General features: G+C 72.5%; 20 protein-coding genes. 11 read left to right on the top strand and 9 right to left on the bottom strand.

What is annotated here, in order from left to right:
• Window positions 1-6 precede the first annotated feature (6 nt).
• The 4 genes from ACWY4P_RS21195 to ACWY4P_RS21180 all read right to left on the bottom strand — a co-directional run bounded on the left by ACWY4P_RS21195 (window position 7) and on the right by ACWY4P_RS21180 (window position 4,070).
• Window positions 7-1,089 (bottom strand): helix-turn-helix domain-containing protein, encoded by a 1,083-nt coding sequence (locus ACWY4P_RS21195; RefSeq protein WP_456212117.1) that lies wholly within the window; start codon window positions 1,087-1,089, stop codon window positions 7-9.
• Window positions 1,090-1,159: 70 nt separating this feature from the next.
• Entirely contained in the window at window positions 1,160-1,402 is a 243-nt protein-coding gene (locus ACWY4P_RS21190; protein WP_456212116.1) for a hypothetical protein, read from the bottom strand.
• Window positions 1,399-1,857, bottom strand: a complete 459-nt coding sequence (locus tag ACWY4P_RS21185) for a winged helix-turn-helix transcriptional regulator (RefSeq protein WP_456212115.1) — start codon at window positions 1,855-1,857, stop codon at window positions 1,399-1,401. Before ACWY4P_RS21185 ends, ACWY4P_RS21190 begins: the two co-directional genes overlap by 4 nt.
• Window positions 1,858-1,928: 71 nt before the next feature.
• On the bottom strand, window positions 1,929-4,070 hold the full coding sequence (locus ACWY4P_RS21180) for an amylo-alpha-1,6-glucosidase (protein ID WP_456212114.1): 2,142 nt from the start codon (window positions 4,068-4,070) through the stop codon (window positions 1,929-1,931).
• Window positions 4,071-4,201: 131 nt separating this feature from the next.
• On the opposite strand from ACWY4P_RS21180, the gene ACWY4P_RS21175 reads away from it, so the two are divergent.
• From ACWY4P_RS21175 to ACWY4P_RS21150, 6 genes are all read left to right on the top strand, one after another.
• Window positions 4,202-5,251 (top strand): LacI family DNA-binding transcriptional regulator, encoded by a 1,050-nt coding sequence (locus ACWY4P_RS21175; protein ID WP_456212113.1) that lies wholly within the window; start codon window positions 4,202-4,204, stop codon window positions 5,249-5,251.
• Between the two features lie 136 nt (window positions 5,252-5,387).
• Window positions 5,388-6,632, top strand: coding sequence for a sugar ABC transporter substrate-binding protein (locus tag ACWY4P_RS21170; RefSeq protein ID WP_456212112.1), 1,245 nt, complete (start codon window positions 5,388-5,390; stop codon window positions 6,630-6,632).
• 237 nt (window positions 6,633-6,869) lie between these two features.
• Window positions 6,870-7,856, top strand: coding sequence for a carbohydrate ABC transporter permease (locus ACWY4P_RS21165; RefSeq protein WP_456213009.1), 987 nt, complete (start codon window positions 6,870-6,872; stop codon window positions 7,854-7,856).
• A complete protein-coding gene (locus ACWY4P_RS21160) occupies window positions 7,853-8,779 on the top strand; it encodes a carbohydrate ABC transporter permease (protein WP_456212111.1) in 927 nt (308 codons plus the stop codon). The genes ACWY4P_RS21165 and ACWY4P_RS21160 overlap by 4 nt, the downstream gene beginning before the upstream one ends.
• A gap of 61 nt (window positions 8,780-8,840) precedes the next feature.
• Window positions 8,841-11,033, top strand: coding sequence for a glycoside hydrolase family 9 protein (locus ACWY4P_RS21155; RefSeq protein WP_456212110.1), 2,193 nt, complete (start codon window positions 8,841-8,843; stop codon window positions 11,031-11,033).
• 88 nt (window positions 11,034-11,121) lie between these two features.
• Entirely contained in the window at window positions 11,122-11,760 is a 639-nt protein-coding gene (locus ACWY4P_RS21150) for an NADPH-dependent F420 reductase (protein ID WP_456212109.1), read from the top strand.
• Window positions 11,761-11,809: 49 nt separating this feature from the next.
• On the opposite strand, the gene ACWY4P_RS21145 is transcribed toward ACWY4P_RS21150, so the two are convergent.
• Window positions 11,810-12,268, bottom strand: coding sequence for a pentapeptide repeat-containing protein (locus ACWY4P_RS21145; RefSeq protein WP_456212108.1), 459 nt, complete (start codon window positions 12,266-12,268; stop codon window positions 11,810-11,812).
• Window positions 12,269-12,407: 139 nt separating this feature from the next.
• Here ACWY4P_RS21145 and ACWY4P_RS21140 point away from each other — a divergent pair, with 139 nt between their 5' ends.
• Window positions 12,408-14,081 (top strand): immunity 49 family protein, encoded by a 1,674-nt coding sequence (locus tag ACWY4P_RS21140; protein ID WP_456213008.1) that lies wholly within the window; start codon window positions 12,408-12,410, stop codon window positions 14,079-14,081.
• Window positions 14,082-14,088: 7 nt separating this feature from the next.
• Here the strand turns inward: ACWY4P_RS21140 and ACWY4P_RS21135 are convergent, their stop codons facing one another.
• The 3 genes from ACWY4P_RS21135 to ACWY4P_RS21125 all read right to left on the bottom strand — a co-directional run bounded on the left by ACWY4P_RS21135 (window position 14,089) and on the right by ACWY4P_RS21125 (window position 16,789).
• Complete coding sequence (locus ACWY4P_RS21135; RefSeq protein WP_456212107.1) at window positions 14,089-14,964, bottom strand: SDR family oxidoreductase; 876 nt, start codon at window positions 14,962-14,964, stop codon at window positions 14,089-14,091.
• Window positions 14,965-15,090: 126 nt separating this feature from the next.
• Complete coding sequence (locus ACWY4P_RS21130; RefSeq protein ID WP_456212106.1) at window positions 15,091-15,960, bottom strand: YwqG family protein; 870 nt, start codon at window positions 15,958-15,960, stop codon at window positions 15,091-15,093.
• Window positions 15,961-15,985: 25 nt separating this feature from the next.
• Window positions 15,986-16,789 carry a MerR family transcriptional regulator gene (locus ACWY4P_RS21125; RefSeq protein ID WP_456212105.1) on the bottom strand — a complete coding sequence of 268 codons (804 nt, stop codon included), beginning with the start codon at window positions 16,787-16,789 and terminating at the stop codon, window positions 15,986-15,988.
• A 146-nt stretch (window positions 16,790-16,935) separates the two neighbouring features.
• On the opposite strand from ACWY4P_RS21125, the gene ACWY4P_RS21120 reads away from it, so the two are divergent.
• The 4 genes from ACWY4P_RS21120 to ACWY4P_RS21105 all read left to right on the top strand — a co-directional run bounded on the left by ACWY4P_RS21120 (window position 16,936) and on the right by ACWY4P_RS21105 (window position 20,707).
• The gene (locus tag ACWY4P_RS21120; RefSeq protein WP_456212104.1) at window positions 16,936-18,501 is read left to right on the top strand and encodes a flavin-containing monooxygenase; all 1,566 of its coding nucleotides are present in this window, start codon (window positions 16,936-16,938) and stop codon (window positions 18,499-18,501) included.
• Entirely contained in the window at window positions 18,498-19,499 is a 1,002-nt protein-coding gene (locus tag ACWY4P_RS21115) for an alpha/beta fold hydrolase (protein ID WP_456212103.1), read from the top strand. The genes ACWY4P_RS21120 and ACWY4P_RS21115 overlap by 4 nt, the downstream gene beginning before the upstream one ends.
• Entirely contained in the window at window positions 19,496-20,407 is a 912-nt protein-coding gene (locus ACWY4P_RS21110; RefSeq protein WP_456212102.1) for an SDR family oxidoreductase, read from the top strand. Before ACWY4P_RS21115 ends, ACWY4P_RS21110 begins: the two co-directional genes overlap by 4 nt.
• Before the next feature lie 87 nt (window positions 20,408-20,494).
• Window positions 20,495-20,707, top strand: a complete 213-nt coding sequence (locus tag ACWY4P_RS21105; protein ID WP_456212101.1) for a hypothetical protein — start codon at window positions 20,495-20,497, stop codon at window positions 20,705-20,707.
• A 49-nt stretch (window positions 20,708-20,756) separates the two neighbouring features.
• Here ACWY4P_RS21105 and ACWY4P_RS21100 read toward each other — a convergent pair whose 3' ends face one another.
• Window positions 20,757-24,212 (bottom strand): S41 family peptidase, encoded by a 3,456-nt coding sequence (locus ACWY4P_RS21100; RefSeq protein WP_456212100.1) that lies wholly within the window; start codon window positions 24,210-24,212, stop codon window positions 20,757-20,759.
• Window positions 24,213-24,419 lie beyond the last annotated feature (207 nt).

Below are 24,419 nucleotides of genomic sequence, written 5' to 3'. Positions count from 1 at the left end.
GCCCCCTCAGGTGCAGTCGTTGGTGACGTCCCAGCAGGTCTCGGTCGGGTAGGGATCGGCACCGTCGGACGGAGGCGGTGTGTCCGTCGAGGGCGGCGGGTCGTCGGGGAGCGACGGCGGGTCGTACGGGGTCCACTCCGATGTCGGTGAACTCCGTGTGGGCTTCGGCTTCTTGGAGGCGGTCGTCTTCTGGGACGGGGCCGGCGACGAGGTCTCGCGCGGTTCGGTGACCGTGGGGTCGTCCTTGACGGGTTCGGCGTCGGCGCCGCTGGAGGTGGCACCGTCCGAGGGACGGCTGGGCGCGCCCGAGGAGGTCGCGGCCGCCGGCGCCTCCGTCCGGCTGCTCTCTCGCGGCTCGCCGGGTTTGTCCCCGGGGTGCAGTATCGCTGTGGCCGCGGCGGTCAGGAGCACGATCGCGGCCGTGGCCGTGATGACCACGCCCGGTCGCCGGAGGCGGCGCCCGGCGGACTTCAGCCCTTTCGGCGCGGGGTCCGCCGACGGCGGCGCGAGGGGAGAACTCTCCCGCACCGCGACCTCGACCACGGCCACGGGTTCGACCACGGTCACGGGTTCGACCACGGCCACGGGTTCGGCCACCGTCACGGGTTCGGGCTCGGGTTCGGGTTCGGGTTCGACGACCGACACCGTCTCCACCGTGGGCGACGGCACCGTCGTGTCGCAGGCCTCCGCGCGAGCGACAGGCTGTGCGGATCCGCCCGCCTCGTCGGCCTCCTCCGCCACCTCCGCGACCGCGCTCTCGGGACCGTCCTCGCGGTCCGGCTCCACGGCCCCGGGGGAGTCCTCCTCGAGCTCGACGGCCAGGCGCTTGCGGACCCCCACCCACGCCTCGACCACGTCCTTGTCCCCGCCGCAGGCCCGGACAAAGGCCGCCACCAACTCCTCCCGGGGCAGCTCCTGCCTGTTCAGCGCCCCGGCGAGCGTGGCGCGCGGGAGTACGTCCCCTGCCGCCCCGGCCCGGCGTTCCAACTCGCGATAGCTCAGATCCGCCCACTGACGCAGCTGCCGCATCACCGCGACGAACTGCGCGGAGTCCTCGACGTCGTGCGGCTGTGGAATCCTTCCGTCCACCTCGGTCCCCCGTATGTTTTGTTGTGTTGGAGCTCAATTCTCCCCGCGCAGCTTAAGGGCTCGCGAAGAATCAGGGCCGCTCACCGCGCATGTGCCGTTCGACGACGTCTCGCACCCGAAGCCGTAGCCACCCGTCTTCGCCGCTCGGGTCCAACCCTTCCGCCCTGAAGACGGCATCGGTGAATTCGTCCACGTCGGCGGGCGGCGCTTCGCGCAGACGGCGCGACTCCTGCGGGGGAAGGCAGAAACCGAGGTCGACGCACAACTCGTAGAGGAGCTCGTAGGCCTCGTCCGGTGACAGTGGTTTTGTCATGTCTCGTTACGGTACCGGCGACGCGCGGCCCGGGCACCTGAGTTCTCGAACCGCTCCTGCGCGGCCAGCACTTCGTCCGTGTAGTGCCTCGCCCACACGCCCATCGCCCGCATGGGGATGAGCAGGGCGGTGCCGGCCCCGGTGAGCGCGTAGTCGACGCGCGGCGGCGCCTCCGCGTACGTACGGCGCTCGACGAGGCCGTTGTACTCCAGGCGCCGCAGCGCGTCGTTGAGGACCTTGGGGCTGATCCCGCCGATGCCCGCGACCAGCGCCCGAGGCCGCATCGGGCCGTTGGCGCCGAGCGTGTAGACCACGACGCTGTCCCAGCGGTTGGCGAGCACCTCGAACGCGAGGCGCGCGTGGCAGTCCGCGGTGTACGGGGCGTCCGCGGTGTTCGCGATGGACGCGTCGTCTTCGTGCGCGGCGTCTCGCGGGCAGGTCGGCTGCTGCTCCATGGGCGCATCCTGCCCGGTCCGATGCACACCGTGTGGTGTGCATCGGCTTTGTGGGAACCTCAGCCGCCGCGTCAGGCCGTGACCACCGCCAGCCCCTCCGGCGCCGTCACGCCCACCGCCCCGTCCGCCGCGAGCGTGACGTCCAACCGCCCCCCGCCGACCTGGAGCCCCGTCACCGTCAGCGGGGCGTACGCCCGGGCGAAGGTGGGGGCCACCGTGACCGTGCCGCCCGGGACGTCCGCGTCCAGGCCGAGGGCCGAGCGGAGGACCAGGACCGAGGAGGTGGCCGCCCACGCCTGGGGGCGGCAGGACGCCGGGTAGGGGGCGGGGCGCGGGCCCGCTTCGGCGCCGTGGCCGGCGAAGAGTTCCGGCAGCCGGGCGTCGAAGGCCGCCGACGCCGTCAGCAGGCCCGCGGCCAGCGGTGCCGCCGCGTCCGGAAAACCGGCCCTGACCAGGCCGTGCACAGCGATCGCGGTGTCGTGCGGCCAGATCGAACCGATGTGGTAGCCGTACGGGTTGAAGCCCACCGAGTCGCCGCTCAGCGTGCGCAGGCCGTGGCCCGAGTCGAGGTCGGGGCCGGCCAGCCGGGCCGCGAGCGCCGCGCTCTCCTCCTGGTTCAGCAGGCCCGTGCCGAGCAGGTGGCCGAAGCCCGAGGTGACCGAGTCCACCGGCCGGCCGTCGCGGTCCAGCGCGACCGCCGGGTACGGGCCCCGCGCGTCCTCCACCCAGAAGCGCTTCCGGAAGCGGTCGGCGAGCCCCTCCGCCCACTCCTCCCACGCGTCCGCGCCCGGCCGCCCGAACGCGCGCAGCAGCGCCGCCCCGCCCCGCGCGGCCTCGTACGCGTACGCCTGCACCTCGCACAGCGCGATCGGCGGGTCGGCCAGGCGGCCGTCGCGGTGGCGGATGGCGTCGCCGGAGTCCTTCCAGCCCTGGTTGGCCAGGCCCCGGCCGGTCCGGTCGACGTACTTGAGGAAGCCGTCGCCGCCCGCGGCCGCCTGGTCGCGCAGCCACGCGAGCGCCGACTCGGCGTGCGGCAGCAGCTGTTCCACCTCCTCCGGGGCCAGGCCCCAGCGCCAGGCGTCGTGGAGCAGGGTGATCCACAGAGGGGTCGCGTCCACCGTGCCGTAGTACACCGGGGGGAGGGAGAACGTGTCCGTGAAGTCCTGGGTCCCGCGCCGCACTTCGTGCAGGATCTTGCCCGGCTGCTCCTCCGTGGCCGGGTCGGCGGCCGCGCCCTGGCGGCGGGCGAGCGTGCGCAGCGTGCCGGCCGCGAGGTCGGTGCCGAGCGGGAGCAGCATGCGGGCGGCCCACAGCGAGTCGCGGCCGAAGAGGGTCAGAAACCACGGGGCACCGGCGGCCAGGAACTGATCCACGCCGCCCGTGCCGCCCGCGCGCCCCTCGTCTGACCGCGGATCCATCAGGCGCAGCCGGTCCGCGTCGGCGACCGACTGGTCCAGCCACTGGTCGAAGCGGCGGTCCGCGCTGCGCAGCGCCGGGGTGCGCCACGGTACGGCGTCTGCCGGGGCCGCCGGGAACTGGTCGCCGTCCGCGTACGCCGCCGTGCAGCGCAGCGTCGCCGTCCACGAGGTGCCGGGGGCCAGTTCGACGTCGTACGACAGCCTGCCCTCCGGCGCCTCCAGCGCGTCCGGCGCCGGCTCGCTGACCAGGCGTACGGCGAACCCGTCGCGGGACCACGCCAGACCGTGTCCATCACTCGCGGCCCGTGCCGGTACCGGCTCCAGAACGTGGCCCGACTTCACCCGCTCCATCGGAGCGAGGTCCGTGCCGGCCGTGACCGTCAGCCGGAAACGGACCCGCTGGGTGCCCGCGTTGGTGACCTCGAAGCTCTCCTCCAACCGCCCGGACGCGACGGTCCGGCGGCGGTGCAGGGCGACCGCCGGGTCGGGCGTGACCTCGCCGAGCCCCCGCAGGATCGCCCGGAAGTCCGCCCGGTCGGCCCCGCTGAGCCCGCCGCCGACCGGCGCCAGGGTGATGGGCCCGGCCGTGACGGCCAGGTGGGACAGCGCCCTGCCGTCGCCGTGGTAGAAGCCGTCCGCACCCCCGCCGAGCTGCCCGTCCGCGCGCGAGATCACAAAGCTCGGCGCGTACAGCGTGACGACCGCGTCGTGCAGGAACGGCTGAAGATCCGCGGCCACCGAAGTGGGGGCCGGGACCGAGTCATTGGTGTCCTGGGCCTTGACAGTGGTGTCCAAAAGAGTAGAACCTCTCAGCGTTAGATCGTTCCAAAGACACTAACGACCTCTTCAGAGCGATGACAATGCCTTTGGAACGCTCAAATCAAGCCGTAGGACCGGGCTTAGGCCCTCGTACGCCGGAGACCCGTATGCCCCGCTCCACCAGCAGTCCCTCGCCCAAGGGCGGCCCGGTGACCCTCGCGATGGTCGCCCGCCGGGCCGGTGTCTCCCCGCAGACCGTGTCCAACGCGATCAACTCGCCGGACCTGCTGCGCCCCGAGACCCTGGAGCGGGTCCGCCAGACGATCGACGAGATGGGCTACCGCCCGAGCCGCGCCGCGCAGACGCTGCGCACCCGCTCCAGCAAGCTGATCGGCTACGGCATCCAGCCCGCTCCGGGCGGCAACACGGCCCCGGTCATGGACCGCTTTCTGCACGCCCTGTCCCAGGCGGCCGATGAGGCCGGTTACCGGATCCTGCTGTTCGCCTGCCCGCCCGGCGGCCCGAGCCTGGAGGGGTACGAGGAACTGCTCGGCCAGCACGACGTCGACGGCTTCGTGCTCAGCAACACCGCCCGCCAGGACCCGCGCCAGGCGTGGCTGGCCAAGCGGGGCGTGCCGTTCGTCGGCTTCGGCCGGATGTGGTCGGGGCGGCAGATCGGCGACTGGGCCGACGTCGACGGCGCCTCGGGCACGGACGCCGCCGTGGAGCACCTGGTCGCCCTCGGGCACCGCCGGATCGCCTTCCTGGGCTGGCCGCGCGGCTCCGGCGTCGGTGACGACCGCGCCGAGGGCTGGCAGCGGGCCATGCGCCGGCACGGGCTGCCGACGCGCGGGCGGCGCGCGGAGAGCGTGGGGGACGTCGAGGAGGCTCGTATCGCCGTGAAGCCCTTACTGGACGCGGGCGCCACGGCCGTGGTCGCGGCCAGCGACATGCTGGCGCTCGGCTGCTACCACGCGCTGCGCGAGCGGGGCGCCGCCCCGGGCCGCGACGTCACCGTGGTCGGCTTCGACGACTCGCCGACCGCCGGGATCCTCTCGCCCTCCCTGTCCACGGTCGCCCAGCCCCTGGAGGCGGTCGGCCGGGAGTGCGTACGGCTGCTGCTGGCCCGGATGGCCAACCCGGCCGCGCCGCCGGAGCGCGTCCTGCTGGAGCCGTCCCTCGTCGTCCGCGACAGCGTCTCCGTACCCGCGTCCTGACGTACCCGCGTCCTGACGCACCGGCGTCCTGACGCACCGGCTGACGCACCGGCGTCCTGACGCACCGCGCCCCGAACATCACCTCTCCTCCACCCCCCTCGAGCCGCACGTACCACCCCGAACCCACGGAGGAATCATGGTCCCCCGCACGGCCGCCGCCGCCCTCGTCACCTGCGCGGCGCTTCTGACCGCCACCGGCTGCTCGTCGAGTTTCGGCGGCGACAAGGAGACGAAGCAGGACACCGGCGCCAAGCAGCACCTGAAGGTGCTGATAGCCACCTCGGGCGACGCCGAGACCAAGGCGGTCAAGGAGGCGGCGGCCGCGTACGAGAAGCAGTCCGGCAACAAGGTGACCGTCGAGGCCGCCAAGGACATGAACCAGCAGCTGGCCCAGTCCTTCGCCGGGCACAAGCCGCCGGACGTCTTCTACGTCAACTCCGACCAGTTCGCGAACTACGCCAAGGGCGGCTCCCTGTACGCGTACGGCGACAAGATCAAGGACGCGGACGACTTCGCCGAGCAGCTGCGCTCCTCCTTCACCTACGACGGCAAGCTGGTGTGCCTGCCGAAGGACACCTCCACCCTCGCCCTCGCCATCAACACCGACCTGTGGAAGAAGGCCGGGCTGACCGAGAAGGACTACCCGACCTCCTGGGACGAGCTGCGCAAGGTCGCGGACAAGCTGACCGGGGACGGGGTCACCGGCCTGGTCACCAGCGACGAGTACCAGCGGCTCGGCGTCTTCATGAAGCAGTCGGGCGGGTGGATCACCGACGCCGGGCAGACGAAGATGACCGCCGACAGCGCGCAGAACGCCAAAGGGCTCGGCTACGTGAAGTCCCTGCTGCGCTCGGGCTCGATGAAGTACGCCAAGCAGGTCGACACCAGCTGGGGCGGCGAGGCCCTCGGCAAGGGCAAGGCCGCCATGACCATCGAGGGCAACTGGCTGACCGGCGGCATGAAGCTCGACTACCCGGACGTGAAGTACAAGGTGGTCCCGCTGCCCGCCGGACCGGCCGGGAAGGGCACGCTCGCCTTCAGCAACTGCTGGGGCGTGGCCGCCGAGAGCGCCCACCGGTCGGCGGCCGTGGACTTGGTGAAGTACCTCAGCTCCGGCGGGCAGCAGCTGAAGTTCGCCGACGCCTTCGGCGTGATGCCCTCGCGCGACAGCGCCCTCGCCACGTACGCGAAGCAGGAGCCGGAGGCCAAGGCCTGGGTCGACGCCAACGCCTACGCCCAGGGCCCGGTGACCATCGCCGGGTTCGACAAGGTGCTCAGCCAGTTCAACACCGAACTGCAGTCGCTGCGCACCACCGACCCGAAGAAGATCCTCGCCGACCTCCAGCGCAACGGCGAACAGGCCCTCGCGAAGGGCAACTGAGCCGCCATGCCCTTCCGCACCACCCCCCGCACGGCGCGCCGCATCACCCGCGGCGCGTCGTCCGGCCCCCGCCCGGCCCCTCCAGCCGAGGGTGGGGGTCCCCGTACGGCCGGCTCGCCGGGCGCACCTGACGCGCCCGGCGGGCCCGGCCCCAAGGCGGCGCCCCGCACCCCAAACACCCCGTCCGCGGGGCGCCGCCGCGGCGAAGGCGCCTGGGGCTGGCTGTTCGTCAGCCCCATGGTGCTGATCCTCGGCCTGTTCCTGGTGCTGCCGATCCTGATGGCCCTGTGGGTGAGCCTGCTGGACTGGGACGGGCAGTCCAACCCGTTCAGCGGGCAGGCGAAGTTCGTCGGCCTGGACAACTACCGGGCGCTGCTCACCGAGGACGGCCTCGACCGCACCCTCTTCGCGACCTCGCTGCGCAACAACGTCTACTACGTGGCTCTGACCGTGCCGCTGCAGACCGGGCTCGCCCTGGTGCTGGCGCTGATCGTCAACCAGCGGCTGCTGCGCGCGCGGGGCGCCCTGCGCACCACGTTCTTCTTCCCGTCCGTCACCAGCTCGATCGCGGTCTCCACGGTCTTCCTCTTCCTCTTCCAGGGCAGCGGGGCCGTCAACACGCTGCTGTCCTGGATCGGGATGAAGGGCCCGAACTGGTTCGCCGACTCGCGCGGGGTGCTCTCGCTCCTGCTCGGCGCCCTGGGGATCGTCGACCCCGACCACCCCTCGGGCATGCTCGCCGACCACTCCTTCATGGGGCTGTCCTGGTACGAGTGGCTGTCCGGGCCGTCCATCGCGATGTGCACGATCATCCTGCTCGCCGTGTGGACGACCTCCGGCACCTTCATGCTGATCTTCCTCGCGGCCCTCCAGGACATCCCGCGCGAGCTGGAGGAAGCGGCCGCCATCGAGGGCGTGAACCGCCGCCAGATGCTGCGTTACGTCACGCTGCCCGCGCTGCGGCCGGTGCTCTTCCTCGTCCTCACCCTGGGGACGATCGCCACCTGGCAGGTCTTCGACCAGGTGTATGTGATGGGCCAGGGCGCCCCGGGCAACACCACGCTGACCCCGGCCTTCCTGTCGTACTCGACCGCCTTCGACGGCGCCGACTTCGGGCAGGGCGCGGCCATCGCCTTCATCCTGCTCGCCCTGATCCTGTGCGTCACCGCCCTGCAGCGCTGGGCGCTGCGGGAGCGCGGCCCCCGCCCCGGGAGGAACCGATGAACGCCAAGGGCAAGGCCGAGGCGAAGGCCAAGGCCGGGGCCGCCGCCCCGGCGCAGGGGCGCCCGGTGCTCGGCCGGTTCCCGCGGCCGCTGCGGGCGCTGGGGTACGCGCTGGTGGTGGGGCTCGGGCTGCTGTATCTGCTGCCGTTCGTGCTGCAGCTGGTGACCGGGTTCAAAACGGACCCGGACGCGGCGGCGCACCCCCTCGGGCTGCTGCCCACCACCCCGACGACCGCCGCCTACCAGCGGCTGTTCGGGCTGAGCCAGGCCGGGGACGGGGTGCCGTTCCTGCGCTGGCTGGGCAACTCCGCGTTTGTCGCGGTCCTGGTCACGGCCGGGCGGGTGCTGTTCAACTCGATGGCGGGGTACGCGCTGGCGCGGCTGCGCTTCCGGGGCCGCGCGCTGCTGTTCGGCTTCGTCCTCGGGGTGATGGCGGTGCCCGGGGTGGCGCTGCTGATCCCGAAGTTCCTGGTGCTGAACACCTTCGGGCTGTTCGACACCTACACCGGCATGATCCTTCCGCTGATGGTGGACGCGGCCGGGATCTTCATCATGAAGCAGTTCTTCGAGTCGGTCCCGAGGGAGGTGGAGGAGGCCGCGCGGGTGGACGGCGCCGGGGTGTTCCGGACCTTCTGGTCCGTGGTGCTGCCGATGGCCCGGCCCGCGCTGATCACCCTGACGATCCTGTCGTTCCAGGGCTCGTGGAACGAGTTCACGCACTTCCTGGTGGCCACGCAGTCCGGCCAGTACGAGACGCTGACGACCGGGCTCGCGCGGTTCGTCTCGGGCGGGCTGGGCGGCGGTACGCAGTACCCGCTGAAGCTGGCGGCGGCCCTGCTCGCGACGGTGCCGGTGGCGGCGCTGTTCTTCTGCTTCCAGCGCTACTTCGTGCAGGGGGCGAACGCGGGGGCCGTCAAGGAATAGCGCGCGGAGTTCGGGGGCTGCCTGAGTGGCATACCGGGTGAAGGCCGCGCACGCTGGACATATGGCACAGGATCCACGAGAAAAGGTCTTCAACGGGGATTTCAGTGAAGGCATGAGCGGTTGGTTCACTGTGCGGGCCGCCCCCGTTTCCGTCGCCGACGGGAAACTGTGCGTCGGCGTACCGGGAGGCACACAGACCCCGCCCGACGTCATCGTGGGGCAGAGCGACATCTGGCTGCAACAGGGCAAGTCGTACACCTTCGCGTTCACCGCCTCGGCGAGCCCGCAGTCGACGGTGACGGCCCGGGTCCAGCTCGACCAGCCCCCGGACTACCCCGCCACGTTCTCGCAGAACATCGTGCTCGGCCCGGAACAGCCGCACACGCTCACGTTCACGTCCACCCTCGACACCGACCACGGCCAGGTCTTGTTCCAGCTCGGCGGCGCCCCCGCGGCCTGGGAGTTCTGCGTGGGCAGAGTGTCCCTCATAGGCGGCGACCCGGTGCCCCCCTACGTACCGGACACCGGCCCGAGGGTGCGGGTCAACCAGGTCGGTTACCTGCCGTCGGCACCGAAACATGCGACCGTGGTGACGGAAGCGCCCGGACCGATCCCCTGGCAGGTGAACGACGGGGCCGGGGCCACCGTCGCATCCGGCACCTCGACGCCGGCCGGGATGGACACGTCCTCCGGGCAGCAGGTGCACAAGGTGGACTTCAGCGCGGTGACGCAGGCCGACACCGGGTACACGCTGAGCGTCGACGGGCAGACCAGCTACCCGTTCGACATCACCGTCACCGCCTATGACCAGTTGCGCTCCGACGCCCTGCACTTCTTCTACCTCCAGCGCAGCGGCATCCCCATCACCGACGCGCTGGCGCCCGGATACGCGCGGCCCGCCGGACACATCGGTGTCACCCCCAACCTGGGCGACACCAGCGTGCCCTGCCAGCCGGATGCCGGCGACTATCAGCTGGATGTGAGCGGCGGCTGGTACGACGCCGGTGACGAGGGCAAGTACGTGGTCAACGGCGGCATCGCCACCTACCAGCTCCTCAGCCTGTACGAACGGACGCTGACCGCGCCCCGAGGGCGCCTGGGCCCGCCGGGCGACGGCGACCTGCGCCTTCCCGAACACGGCAACGGCGTACCGGACATCCTCGACGAAGCGCGCTGGGAGCTGGAGTTCCTGCTGCGGATGCAGGTTCCCGCAGGAGTGCCCCTCGCGGGAATGGCCCACCACAAAGTGCACGACGACAGCTGGACCGAGCTGCCGATGCCTCCGGACCTGGACCCGCAGCCGCGCCATCTGCACCCGCCGTCCACGGCGGCGACGCTCAACCTGGCCGCGACCGCCGCCCAGGGCGCCCGGCTGTATGCGCCCTTTGACCAGGTCTTCGCCCAGCGCTGCTTGATCGCCGCCCGTAGCGCCTGGGCGTCGGCGCAGGCCCACCAGAACCTCTACGCCAGCAACGCCGACGCGGTCGGCGGCGGCCCGTACGATGACACGGACGTCACCGACGAGTTCTACTGGGCGGCCGCCGAGCTCTTCATCACCACCGGCGAGCAGACCTTCCTCGACGCCCTGCGGACCTCGCCCCATGCGACCGGTGATCCGTTCCCGCCGTCCGGGTTCGGCTGGCAGCAGGTCGCCGCGCTCGGCCGGCTCGACCTGGCGACCGTGCCCAGTCCGCTGCCGGACGCCGACAGGAACGCCGCCCGCGCTTCGGTGGTGGCCGCTGCCGACCGATACCTCCAGGCGGCACAAGGCCAGGCGTACGGCATGCCGCTCGCGGACAGCGAGTATGTCTGGGGCTCCAACAGCCTGGTGCTCAACAAGCTCGCCGTCATCGCGACCGCCTTCGACCTGACGGGCGACCAGCGCTACCGCGACGGGGTGCTGGAAGGGCTGGACTACATCTTGGGCCGCAACGCCCTCAACGAGTCCTATGTGACGGGGTACGGCCAACACAGCTCCCACAACCAGCACAGCCGCATCTACAGCCACGAGCTCGATCCGACGTCTCCCGAGCCCCCGGCCGGTTCGATCGCCGGTGGCCCGAACGTCGGCCTGGAGGATCCGAAGGCGAGCAGGGTGCTGATCGACCGCACGGTCGATCCGCCCCGGCGGCCCGCGCCGCAATTGTGCTACCTCGACGACATCCAGTCGTGGTCGACCAACGAGGTCGCCATCAACTGGAACTCGGCGCTGTCGTGGGTCGTCTCGTTCGCGGCCGACCAGAGCGTTTCCTGATCCTGCCCGACCCGATGCACACCGCGCGGTGTGCATCGGTCTCCCTAAAGTCTCGGTCGTCACCACGGTTGCAGAGACGGGAGCACCCATGCGCATCGGCATTCTGGGCACGGGCGGGATGGCCACGACACTGGGCGGCGCGTGGGTCCGCGCCGGGCACGACGTCCTCGTCGGCGGGCGCGACCGCGCGGCGGCTGAGGCCACCGCGGGGCGCATCGGCGCCGCCGGGCACGGCACGCTCGCCGACGCGGCGGCGTACGGCGAGGTCGCGCTGGCGGCGGTCCCGGCGGACGTGGCGCCCGAGCTGGTCAAGGGTCTCGCGGACGTCCTCGCCGGCCGTACGGTGATCGACTGCACCAACCCCATCGTGCCGACCGACGACGGCCTGACGCTGTCCACCGGCGCCACGACCTCCATCGCCCGGCGGATGGCGGACGCCGCGCCGGACGCCCATGTGGTCAAGGCGTTCAACCTCTGCCACGACAGCATCTGGACCTTGCCGCGCCCGACTTTCGAGGGCGCCCCGCTGGCCGTCCCGTTCTGCGGCGACGACCCAGGCGCCCTCGAGCTGACCGCCGCGCTCATCACCTCGATGGGCTGCACACCCATCCCCTGCGGCGGGCTCGTCCGCGCGGCGTACATCGAGGCGACGGCGGCCTTTGCGATCGGGGCGTGGCTGGCGGGTACGGAGCCGCGGTTCGCGTTTCCGATGCCCATGGCGGCGTAGGCCTCGCCTGCCTCCTGGCAGGCAACTCCACGGTCCGTCGGCGTGGTTGCTACCCGGTGATGGGCCAGCCGATGACCTGATCGAGCTCGACATCGCGCAGAACAGCGTTGTCCAGCTTGACCCCGGTGGCATTGGTCAGTCCATGGGGCGGGGCGCCGGTGAGGACCCGGCCGAACCGTGCCCCGGTCAGGTCCGCGGCCCGAAGATCAGCGCCGGTCAGATCACAGCCCGCCAGCCCGACCCCTCTCATCGAGGCGCCACTCAGGTTCGCCCCGCGGAAATCGCAGAGTTTGAAGCGGCATCCGTCGAGGGTGGCATGGCGGAGATCGGCCCCGCGAAATGTGCATCGCGAGAACCACAACGGCCGTAAGCGCACCGAAGTGAGATCCCGGCCGTCGAACGACTCCCGGCCAACGGACGCGTGCTGACGGAGAGACGCGAGCATGTCCCTCGGTGTCACCAGTCGGCCCATGCCGGACATCGTGCCAGAGCCGGACTCGGCGGTCACCGCCGTCCCCGCGTCCGCGTAGGCTGCGGCCAGAACACGTGAACGGGGAGCGGGGCAAGCAGTGCGGATAGAGCGACACCAGGTGGGCGAGGCCGCGGTTTCGGCGGCGCGTGAGGACTTCGCCAACAGGATCGGTTCGATGGTCCACTCCATGTCGAAGGCCGGCCGGATCTCCACGTACGAGTGGGAGCTGATCGCGGAGGAATTCCTCGACTATCTGGGCGCTCTCTCCGTCGCGGCCCCCGACCTCGACACCCCGGAGGCCAAGGCCGTCCTCGACAACGCCACCGAGGCCGCCGCCGGTGCTGTGGCGTATGCCGCGTACTACCCGACCAACCACTTCCAGGTCTTCCTCGACTATGTGAACTTCGGGATGAGCTACGACCGCGGGGCCGAGGGGGACCCGGAGTCCATCTCGGCGAACCACTGGCTCGACGCGTTCTGCCTGGCCGTTCTTGCCGACAAAGCCTCATGGCACGGCGAGGCGTTCCACTTCGCCCGCAAGCCGTTCGAGAAGGACGGGGCCGGGCGGCCCGCCGTCGAGCTGATCAACGGCTTCATGGCGTATGTCATCGGGGACACGGGAGACGACGACGCGGACTACCCGCCGTCCAGGGAACAGAAGCTCGCCGCGATCGACGCCGCGCTCGCCCGGATACGGACCCTCGACGCCGCGCCCGGCGAAGGCGGCCTCCTCGACCAGCCGCAGTCCGTCGCGCTCCGCGCGCTGCGCGCCCTGACCACCGGCGACCAGGACTCCTTCCGCACCGCGCTGGCCAAGCTGCTGCTCCCGTACAGCGCCCTGCCCGGGCCCGGCGCCAGGCCCCGCACCCTGCTACCGCTCCTGCCGCTGGCCCTGGCCGCGCTCGCCTACCGCCGCGAGGGCTGGCAGCCGTCCATCGACACCGGGTACCTGCCGCGGGCGCTGGTGACGGGGTTCGCGACCTCGGGGCCACGGGTCGTGGCGTACGGCCGCACGCGGCGCCCGGACGCGGTCGCCGCGCTGGCCGCCGGGCCGGTGGTGGTCGAGCGGCCCGAAGCCCCTCAGACGATGGACCCGGACGGCGAGGCCCTGTTCGAGGAGTACGCCAGGGAGGCCCTCACACCGGAGGACGGAGAGCCGCTCTCCGCCTGGAACCTGTCGCGTGCCGAGCGCTACCAGGAGCTCCTGTTCAAGGGCCGCGCCGCGCTCTCCGCCGACGTCACGGACCAGCAGCTCGAAAACCTGCGCCTCGCCGCCGAGCTGGGCGCGGCGCTGTTCCGCGTCACACTCGCCGAGCCCGGTACGGACGTCGAGGTGACGGTCAACGGCAGCACGCTCAGCTTCCCCGCCTACCACGGTGATCAGGCCGGGCCCGGAGCCTGGCACACCGCCATGAACTTCGCCCTGATCAGCGGTCGGCGCGAGCACATCGCCGCGCTCGTCCTCAGCGGCTCCACCCGCCTCAAGGGGGACGGCTCCGCCTTCGCCTCGTACCGCCAGGCGCTCCACGACTATCTGCGGGGCGTGGACCCCGAACCCACCACGGACCGTGCCCTGGAGGACTGCGAGAAGGCCAGGACCTGGGGCTTCTTCCCGCCGCCCGCCGTCCTCTTCTCCCAGCTCGTCGAGGGCGACGAGGAGAGCTTCAACCTCGCCCTCATCGACGCCCTCGAAACCCACCGCGACCACTACCAGGTCGCCGACCGCGCCGACGACTCCGACGCCGCCATCGACCTCGACATCCTGGCCCTGGCCTGCCACGCCCGCCGCCGGGGCTGGAACATCCGGGTCGTCTCCCCCTACCTGCCGCCGCGTCTGCTGGTCGGTTGAAGTCCGGTCAGCCGAAGTCGGCGGCGTGGTCGGACACCCAGGCACGGTAGGTGCGGGCCGGTGCGCCCGTGACCGCCTCGACGGTTGAGGTGGTGGCCGGGGGCGGGGCGTCGAGCATCGCGGCGTAGCCGTCGAGGAGCGGGTCCACGAAGGAGTCGGGGAAGGAGTCGTCGGCCAGAAGCCGCTGACGTGCCTCTTCCCGGGGCAGCTCCTGCCATCGGAGGGGGCGGCCCAGCACCTCGCCGATGGTGCGCACCTGTTCCGCCTGGGTGAGGACTTCGGGGCCGGTGAGGGCGTAGGCGGCGCGGCCGTGGCCGTCCCCGGTGAGGGCCCGCACCGCCACGGCGGCGATGTCCGCCTCGTGGAGGAGGGCCATGGGCACGGCCCCGTACGCGCCCCGCACGACGTCCCCGGCGCGGATCTGGCCGGCCCACCACAGGGTGTTCGCGGCGAAGGTGCACGGGCGCAGATGGGTCCAGACGAGTCCGGACCCCTCGATGAGCTGCTCGACGCGCGCGTGGGACCGGCCCACGGGGTGCGCTTGCCGCTCGGGCGCCATGCCCTCCTGGACGGCGCCGGACGACAGGAACACCACCCGGCCGGCATGCCACTTGATCGCGTCCACGAGGGCGGGGGCCGGATCGGTGCCGTGGAAGGGCCACATCAGGAACACCGCGTCCGCTCCCTTCAACGCCGCCTCCAGCGCGGCCGGGTCGGCCAGGTCGCCCTGGCGCACGTCGACCCCGCCGGGCAGGGCGGCCACGCCGGGGTCGCGGGTCAGCGCCCGTACCTCGCCCGCGTGTGCGGCCATGAGTTGGGACACCACCTGCCGCCCCACGTTCCCGGTCGCCCCCGTGACGAGGATCGTCCTCTCGGCAGCCATCTGCGCTCTCCTTGCCTGTACGTCCGTTCCGACGGCTTCACGATCGGCATGCCAGGAGAGCGGTGCCAGCCAGTGGGCCTCAGGTGCAGGAAACCGTCATCGATGCGCTCGACCTGACGGATGCCGTCAGTGACACTGCCAGGTGAAGCGGACCTGGTCGAAGCGGCGGGCGGCGAGGTCCTCGCGGCTGATCAGCCAGTAGAGGGCGCCCGCGTCGCCCCACAGCATGTCGGCGTCGTCGTCGGAGGCGATCTGGAGAAGGAGCCGCCACCGTGCCGCCTCGGCGATGATGTCGTCGTAGTGGGGGTTGTCGGGATCGAACTCGTCCAGGTCCCAGTCGTCCGGGAAGTCGGCGACCTCGTACTCGACCTCGCCCTGGACGCCGTCGGATTCGCCGCCTACCTGGTGGCGGACGCGGCGCAGGTTCCACACGGCGTCCTGGAGGGCGACGTACACGGGATCGGTGGACACCGTCTCGTAGTCGAGGCCGAGCGGTATGTGGAGCTCGGGGTTGGTGAGCTGCGGCAGGTGGACGGCCGGGTCGGTGCGCAGCGGTACGCGGCGGTACGGCTTCAGCGGGGCCGGGGTCGGACGCGGCAGGACGGGCGTGCCGGCGGGGACGTACAGGACGCGGGACCCGGGACCGGACTCGGGGTTCGAGGGGCTCACCCACGCCTCGTGGTCGTCGGCCTGTCCGTCGAAGTAGAAGAACAGCAGGGTCCCGTCGGTCGGCAGAGTCAGCCCGGTGGCGGCGGCCGACAGCGGTCCGCAGTCGAGCGAGGCGATGAAGGACAGGGGGCCGTGTCCTTCCCACACCGGCCAGTCGACGGCCTCGGGAAGGAGGGGTTCACCGCCGAGTACGCCGACGTGTTCGTCTCCGGGGCGGGCGGCCGAGAGGATCTGACCTCTCGGTTCCAGCAGGGAGCAGAACCGGTCCGCGAGACCGGAGGGGAGCCGTTCGTGCGCCAACTCGCTGAGGAGGGGAAGGCTGAGCATGGGCCGATGATGCCAGGGGCCACTGTCACCTCCGGTCCTGGTCTCCGTCGGCCCACGCCGCCAGCTCCGCGCGGATGCGGCGGTCCATGGCCATCGACAGTTCGGCCTCCACGACACCCTTGGCCATCGGCCGCAGCTCCTCCAGCGTCGTGCCGATCCGGGAGGCGGGCTCGGCCAGGACCGTGGTGCGCAGGAGGGCGGCGAAGACCTCGGCGATCGCGTCCACGTGATGGCGTACGTCCCGGGCCGCCTCCAGGACGGCGGCGAGCGGGAGGCCCCGGTCGACCAGATCGCGGGAGGTGTCCAGAAGGCGGCGGCTGACGTGGACCAACTGGTCGCCGTCGACCGCGAGATAGCCGAGGTCGAGGGAGGCGGCGAGGTTCTCCGGCGTCGCCTGGCCCTGGAAGTAGTCGGCCAGGGCCTCCGGGGTGAGCCGGACCGGGGTCTCCTGTGACCAGGCGGGGACGGGGACGGGGGTGGCGGGCAGGCCGAGGAGTTCGGCGACGTCGCGGGCGCCGCTGTCGAAGGCGGCGAGGAGTTCGGCTGTGCCGCCGAGAGTGTGGCCGCGCTCCAGCAGGGCGGCGATCGTGCGGAGCCGGGCGAGGTGGTGGCCGTTGTACCAGGCGATGCGGCCCTCGCGGCGCGGCGGCGGGATGAGCTTGCGCTCCCGGTAGAAGCGCAGGGTGCGCACGGTGATGCCGGCCTCCTCGGCCAGCTCCGCGATGCGGTATTCGCGGGTCTCCTCCGGGCTGCCCGAGTCCGGGCCGTCCGAGTCCGGGCCGTCCGAGTCCGGGCCGTCCGGATCCCTGGGTTCTTCGCTCGTCGCCACGTCGGCAGCCTATGCCCGTGCCGGAGGGGGTGAACCGCCGGTAACTTCCCCTCGCCCGGCCCCTACCGCTCGGTAGCACCCTGTCCTACGCTCAAACCATGCCAGTGATTGCTGGCATCGTTCCGAGTGTTGCGAGAGGCGGCCGTATGACTGGCGCTGGCGCAGGCGCTGAGGTGACGCGAGAGCACGTACGGGTGGCGGTGATCGGAGCCGGATTCGGCGGGCTGGGGGCGGCCGTACGGCTGCGCCGGGCGGGGATCACCGACTTCGTGGTCCTGGAGCGGGCCGGGGCGGTCGGGGGCACCTGGCGGGACAACACCTATCCGGGCTGTGCCTGTGATGTGCCGTCCCACCTGTACTCCTTCTCCTTCGCGCCCAACCCCGAGTGGCCGCGCAACTTCTCCGGACAGCCGCATATCCGCGCGTATCTGGAGCGGGTCACCGACACGTTCGGGCTGCGGCCGCACCTTCGCCTCGACACCGAGGTGCGGGCCATGCGCTGGGACTCGCGCGCGCTGCACTGGGAGATCGACACCGGGTCAGGTCCGCTCACCGCCGATGTCGTGGTGAGCGCCACCGGGCCGCTCTCCGACCCGAAGATCCCGGACATCCCGGGCCTGGCGGGATTCCCCGGCCAGGTCTTCCACTCCTCGCGCTGGGACCACGGCTACGACCTGCGCGGCAAGCGCGTCGCGGTGGTCGGCACCGGTGCCTCGGCCATTCAGATCGTGCCCGCCATCCACCGGGAGGTGGACCGGCTCACCCTCTTCCAGCGCACCCCGCCCTGGGTGCTGCCGCGCATGGACCGCCGTATCTCGGCCGTCGAACACTGGCTGCACACCAGGGTCCCGGCGACCGGCGCGCTGCGGCGGGCGGTGCTGTGGGGGGTGCGGGAGCTGCAGACCGGGGCCTTCACCAAGCGGCCCGATGCGCTGCGGCTGGTGGAGCGGATGGCCCGCCGCCATATGCGGCGGGCCATCGAGGACCCGGCCCTGCGGGCCAGGCTGACGCCCGATTACCGCATCGGCTGCAAGCGCATCCTGCTGTCGGGCGACTACTACCCGGCGCTCGCCCAGCCGCAGGTCGAGGTCGTCGCGGCGGGGTTGAAGGAGGTACGCGGCGCCACGCTCGTCGCCACCGACGGCACGGAGGCGGAGGCGGACGCGATCATCTTCGGGACCGGCTTCCAGGTGACCGACATGCCGATCGCGCGGCGGGTGACCGGGGCGTACGGGACGACGCTCGCGGAGGAGTGGCGGGACGGCATGGCGGCGCTGCGCGGTACGAGCGCGGCGGGCTTTCCGAACCTCCTGACGATCATCGGGCCGAACACGGGGCTCGGGACCAGCTCGATGATCCTCATCATCGAGGCGCAGCTGGCGTACCTCGTGGACTTCATGCGGCAGTTGGACGTGCTGGGCGGGAAGGTGGCCCTGGACGCCCGGCCGTCGGCGGTGCGGGCCTGGACCGACCGGATGCAGGAGCGGCTGAGCCGTACGGTGTGGAACGTGGGCGGCTGCGACAGCTGGTACTTGCAGAAAGGGCGCAATACGACGGTGTGGCCGGGGACGACGACGGAGTTCCGCCGGGTGACGCGGCGGGTGGACGTCACGGAGTACCGGGTGTTGCGCCCGGGGCGGGAGGGGGCCGGCGCCCCACCGGACGTGGTGGGTGCGGGTGTCGGCTCCGGCGCCGGGCGGGGTGCCCGGTGAGCCGCCGTCCGGCGCGGCTCGCCCCGGGGCCGTACGCGCCGCCCGCCGCCGTGAGCGAACTGACCGTCATCTCCGCCGACGGCTCCCGTCTGCACGCCGAACTGCACGGGCCCGAGGGCGCCCCGGCCGTCGTGCTGGTGCACGGCTGGACCTGCTCGACGGCCTTCTGGGCGCCGATCGTCCGCGAACTGGCCGCCGACCACCGGATCGTCCTGTACGACCAGCGCGGCCACGGCCGCAGCCCGGCCGTCGGCCCCGGCGGCTACAGCACGCACGCGCTCGCCGACGACCTGGCGGCGGTGCTCGAGCAGACGCTCGCGCCCAGGGAGCGGGCCGTCGTCGCGGGTCACTCCATGGGCGGCATGACGCTGATGGCCGCCGCCGACCGGCCGCAGCTGCGCGAGCGCGCGGCGGCCGTGCTGCTGTGCAACACCGGCGCCTCGCGGCTGATCGCGCGGGGCCGCGTCGTGCCGCTGCGCGGCGAGCGCCTGCGGACGCGGGTGCAGCGCGCGCTCCTGTGCTCGCGCGCCCCGCTCGGGCCGGTGACACCGGTCTCCAAACGCCTGCTGAAGTACGTGACGATGGGCCCGGCGGCGGGCCCCGCCGTGGTGGAGGCGTGCGCGCGCATCGTGCACGCCTGCCCACGCGCGGTACGGGCCGCGTGGGCGCGGGTCATGAGCGACCTCGATCTCGACGCGGAAGTCGGCCGGCTGGCCCTCCCCACCGCCGTCCTCGCCGGGACGGCCGACCGGCTGACCCCACTGGACCACGCCCGAGCGCTGTCGGCCCGGCTGCCGCGGTGCGTCGGCCTCACGGAGCTGGACGGGCTCGGGCACATGGCGCCGGTGGAGGATCCGGTGGCGGTGAGCGGGGTGATCCGCCGGCTGGTGGCGGCGTACGGGCGGGAGGCCACAGCGCGGGGCACGGAGGGCACGCGGGGCACGGCGCGGACGGCGCGGGGCGCCACGGACGACACCGTCGAGGAGCCGACGACATGAGAGCGCGCGGGAGTCTGGAAGGCCGGGTCGCCGTCGTGACGGGCGCGGCGCGGGGCGTGGGGGAGTCGCTGGCCCGGAAGTTGTCCGCGCGGGGCGCCAGGGTGGCGCTGGTGGGCCTGGAACCCGACGAGCTGCGGCGGGTGGCGGCGGGGCTTCGGACCGAGGCCGCGCACTGGCACGCCGACGTCACCGACCCCGAGGCGATGGCCCGCGTGGCCGGGGAGGTCACCGAGCGCTTCGGCGGCGTGGACATCGTCGTCGCCAACGCCGGAGTGGCCCAGGCCGGTCCGTTCGCCGACACCGACGAGACGGCCTGGCGGCGGGTCATCGAGGTCAATCTGGTGGGCAGCGCCACCACCGCCCGCGCGTTCCTGCCCGCGCTCGTCGCGCGCCGTGGCTATCTGCTCCAGATCGCCTCGCTGGCCGCGATCGCGCCCGCGCCGATGATGTCCGCGTACTGCGCGTCCAAATCCGGAGTCGAGGCGTTCGCGCACTGTCTGCGCGCCGAGGTGGGCCATCGCGGCGTACGGGTCGGCGTGGCCTACCTCAGCTTCACCGACACGGACATGGTGCGCGGCTTCGAACGGGACGACGTGCTGTGGGAGCTGCGGCGGCGGCTGCCCTGGCCCGTCAGCCGCGTCTGTCCGCTCGGCCCGGCCACAGACCGGCTGGTGGCCGGGATCGAGCGCCGGTCGGCGCATGTGTACGGGCAGTGGTGGCTGCGCGGCATGCAGCCAGTACGAGGCGCCCTGCCCGCGCTGATCGGCACCTTCGCGCAGCGCGACATGCGCCGTTTCGAGAGCCGGCTCGCGGCGACGCGTGAGCGGCGGGGCGGGTTGGCGGGGGCGGGCGGCGAGGCGGATGACCGGGCGGGCGGCGAGGCGGATGACCGGGCGCGGACGGAATGATCCGCTCCGCGGCCGACATGCGGGGTGTGTTCCCGCATGTCACGCTGGTCGGGCCCGTCCTCCGCCACCCCATGAGGAGTGACACCCATGGCCAGCAAGGACCAGTTCAACGAGAAGGCCCGGCAGAACAGGCGTAAGGCGCAGGACGACCGGGGCGAGAACGCGCAGCCCGGTCGGCAGCCGCAGCAGCAGCGGCGTGAGCAGCCGCCGCGCGAGCGGCCGCCGCGCGAGACCCATGAGCTCCCGCTGCGGGACCGGGAGGAAGGGATCGAGGAACAGGAGCCCTTCGAGGAGAAGTGACCTCGGTGGGGCGCACCCATAAGCCATGGGTGCGCCCCACTCGCTGCGCTCAGCCGCTCCTCGGCGGCAGCTTCGGGCGCCGCAGGTCCGGTACGTCCGAGTAGTCGGGCGGCGTCGCCGCCGGGTGGCGTTCCAGCAGGTCGAGCGCCGTACGCACCGCGACGCCCAGTTGCGGATGGCGGCCCTCCGCCCAGTCCAGCGGCGAGCGCAGCGCCTCGATGTCCGGCTCCACGCCGTAGTTCTCGACCCCCCACCCGTACGCGTCGAACCACGCGGCGTTCATCGGCACCGTGATCGACGTGCCGTCCGCGAGCCGGTGGCGGCCGGTCATGCCGACCACGCCGCCCCAGGTGCGCAACCCCACCACCGGGCCGATGCCCTGGATCTTGAACGCCGCCGTGATCATGTCGCCGTCGGAGGAGGTCGCCTCGTCCGCGACCGCGACGATCGGGCCGCGCGGCGCGTTGCTGGTGTACGAGACGGGCTCGGCGTGGCGGGTCAGGTCCCAGCCCATGATGGTGCGGGTGAGCTTCTCGACGACGAGCTCGCTGATGTTGCCGCCCGCGTTGCCCCGTACGTCCACGATCAGCGCGGGCAGCGACACCTCGCTGCGCACATCGCGGTTGAACTGGGCCCAGCCGGAGCCGCCCATGTCGGGGATGTGCAGATAGCCGCACCGCCCGTCGCTCAACTCGCGCACCACCGCGCGCCGCTTGGCCACCCAGTCCTGATAGCGCAGCGGCCGGTCGTCGATGAGCGGCTGGACCGCGACGCGGCGCGGCGGGCCCTCGCCCCCGGCGGGCTGGAAGGTGAGCTCGACCGTCGTGCCGCCGGCGGCGGTGAGCAGGGGGAAGGGGCCGGCCACCGGGTCCACGGGGCGGCCGTCGACATGCGTGAGCGTGGCGCCTTCGCGGATGCCGGTGCCGGCGAGCGGCGAACGCGCCCGGGAGTCGGAGGACTCGCCGGGCAGGATGCGGGAGACGGTCCAGCGCCCGTCCTTCGTGCGCGCGAAGTTGGCGCCGAGCAGGCCGATGGGGCGCTGGTAGTGGGCCGGGCCCTCGTTGCGGCGGGCCGCGATGACGTACGCGTGCGAGGTGCCGAGCTCGCCCTGCACCTCGCGCAGCAGGTCGGCGAACTCGTCGGGGGAGGCGACCCGTTCGACCAGGGGGCGGTACTGGTCGAGCGCCCGGTCCCAGTCGACGCCGCACATCCCCGGCTCCCAGTAGTAGGCGCGGGTGATCCGGCCCGCCTCGTCATAGGCCTGCCGCCACTCGGCGGCCGGGTCGACGGTGTGCTGGATGCGCCGCATGTCGATGTGGACGGTGGCGTCGCTGTCGGCGGTCTCCGTGGCGGGCACCGCCCGCAGATCGCCCTCGTCGTTGACCACCAGCCGGGTGCCGTCGCCGCTGACCGCGAACCAGTCCAGGTCGCTGGTGAGTTCGGTGCGCTTGGCCTTGACCAGGTCGAAGTGTTCGAGGGTGGGGCGGGAGGAGGTCTCGGCCGGGTTGGCGAAGGTCTCGCCGAGCGCGCCGGAGATCGGCCAGCGCAGCCACACCAGGCCGCCGCCGCTGACCGGGTACAGCGCCGAGTACTTCGAGGCGGCCACCGGGAAGGCCGTGACCCGGCTCGGCAGGCCCTCCACCTCGATCGTGACCGTGCCCTCGGCCTCGCCGTCCCCGCTGTCGCCGCCCGGGTACGCGCTGTCCAGGTCGAGGCCGCCCGCCGCCGGGCGGCCCTCGGGGGAGAGCGCGAAGGGGGACGGGGTCGCGGAGGACAGCGGTACGAGGTAGGGGCGGCAGCCCAGCGGGAAGGACAGGTCGCCGGTGTGCACGTCGTAGACGGGGTCGAAGCCGCGCCAGGACAGAAACGCCAGATACCGGCCGTCGCGCGTGAAGACCGGCTCCTCGTCCTCGAACCGGCCGCTGGTCACGTCCACGACCGTGCGGTCCGCGAGTCGCGCGATCTTTATCTGGCGCAGCGAGCGGCCGATACCGGGGTGCGACCAGGCCAGCCACGCGGAGTCGGGGGAGAACGCGAGCTCGCGCACCGGGCCGTTCGTCGACCGGACCAACTCGCTGACCTCGTCGAGGGGTTCGCCCTCCGAGGCGTCGGATGCGGTGTCGGATGCGTCGTCGGGAGAGGCGTCGGGGGAGGCGTCGGGTGCGTCGTCGGATGCGGCGTCGGGAGAGGTGTCGGGTGCGTCGTCGGGGGAGGCGTCAGCTGCGTCGTCGGGGGAGGTGTCCACCAACAGCAGCCGCCCGTCGTGCGCCGCCACCGCCAGCCGCGTGCCGTCCGGCGACGCGACCATCTCGCGCACCCTCCCGAGCCGGCCCACCGCCAGCCGCCGCCGCTCCTCCGGACCGCTCGCGCGCGGCAGATACGCGATCTCGATGGCGTCCTCGCCCTCGGCGTCCGTCACATACGCCACGCGCCCGCTGTCGCCCAGCATCTCCGGCAGCCGGACCCGTACGCCCGGGGTGTCGGCGAGGGTGCGGGCGGGGCCGTCGCGGTGGGTCAGCCAGTACAGGCTGCCCCGTACGCACACCGCGCTCGCCCGGCCCGTGGTGTCCACGGACAGCGAGTTGACGTGCGACGCGGCCGGGATCTGGTACGGGCGGCGCCCGGTGCGCGCCCCGCCGAGCCGCACGTCCAGCCGGCGCGGCTCGGCGCGCGGGCCCAGGTCGTCGACCAGCCACAGGTCGCCGGCGCACTGGTAGACGACGCGCGAGCCGTCGGTCGAGGCGTGGCGGGCGTAGAAGTCGGCGTGGTCGGTGTGGCGCCGCAGGTCGGAGCCGTCGGGCAGACAGGAGTAGAGGTTGCCGATGCCCTCGTGGTCGGAGAGGAACGCGATCCGGCCCGCGACGAACATCGCCGAGTCCAGGTGCCCGTTCAACTCCGGCACCAGGCGCGTGCCGTGCAGCCACAGTCGGCCCGTCGCGCCGCCCCGGTAGCGCTTCCAGGAGGCGGGCTCGTGCGGGGGTGTGCCGGTCAGCAGGAGGGTGCGGCGCTCGCCGTCGGCGTCGGCGACCGCGATGTCGGAGACCGGGCCCCAGGGCAGCCGCCCGCCGGGGCTGCCGTCGGTGGGCAGGCTGTACGCCCAGGAGAAGTGCGAGAGCGGCTGGTCGTGGGAGGAGACGGCCAGGATGTGGGAGGTGCCGTCCTGGTCGGGGGGCGTCCAGCCGCAGACGCGGGCGTCCGTGCTGCCCCAGTAGGTCAGGCGGCGCGTCGCGCCGCCGTCGACCGGGAGGAGATGGATCTCCGGGTCGAGGCTGCGCCAGGTCGTGAACGCGATGTGCGAGCCGTCGGGGGAGAAGCGGGGGTGCCCCACGCGGGTGCGGTCGACCGTCAGCCGCCAGGCCCGCCCGGGGGGCTCGCCGGGCGCGGTCAGCGGCGCCACCCACAAGTCGTCCTCGGCGGCGAAGCAGAGCAAGTCGTCGTGCAGGTGCGGAAACCGGAGATACGCGCCGTCGCCTGGGCCCGACGCGTTCGACAGAACATCGCTCACCTGACCATCCTTCCGGGGCGGCCTCTTCAGGGCAACTCGGTCTTGTGACGCATACCACGAGCGAAACGAGCCCGTTTCGTGTGGCGTCGAACAGAACTGCGCTTACCCTTGTTGTGTACGAAACCGTTTCGTTCGCGAAGACGTTCTTCGGGCTCCCATCTTCGGGCTTCCCGGGTTCGTTCGGGCTCCCAGGTTCGGAAGGAGGGC

The organism is Streptomyces sp. LZ34 (assembly GCF_053890475.1).
The sequence above is the reverse complement of the archived record's forward strand: the minus strand, read 5'-3'. Positions and strand labels throughout refer to the sequence as shown.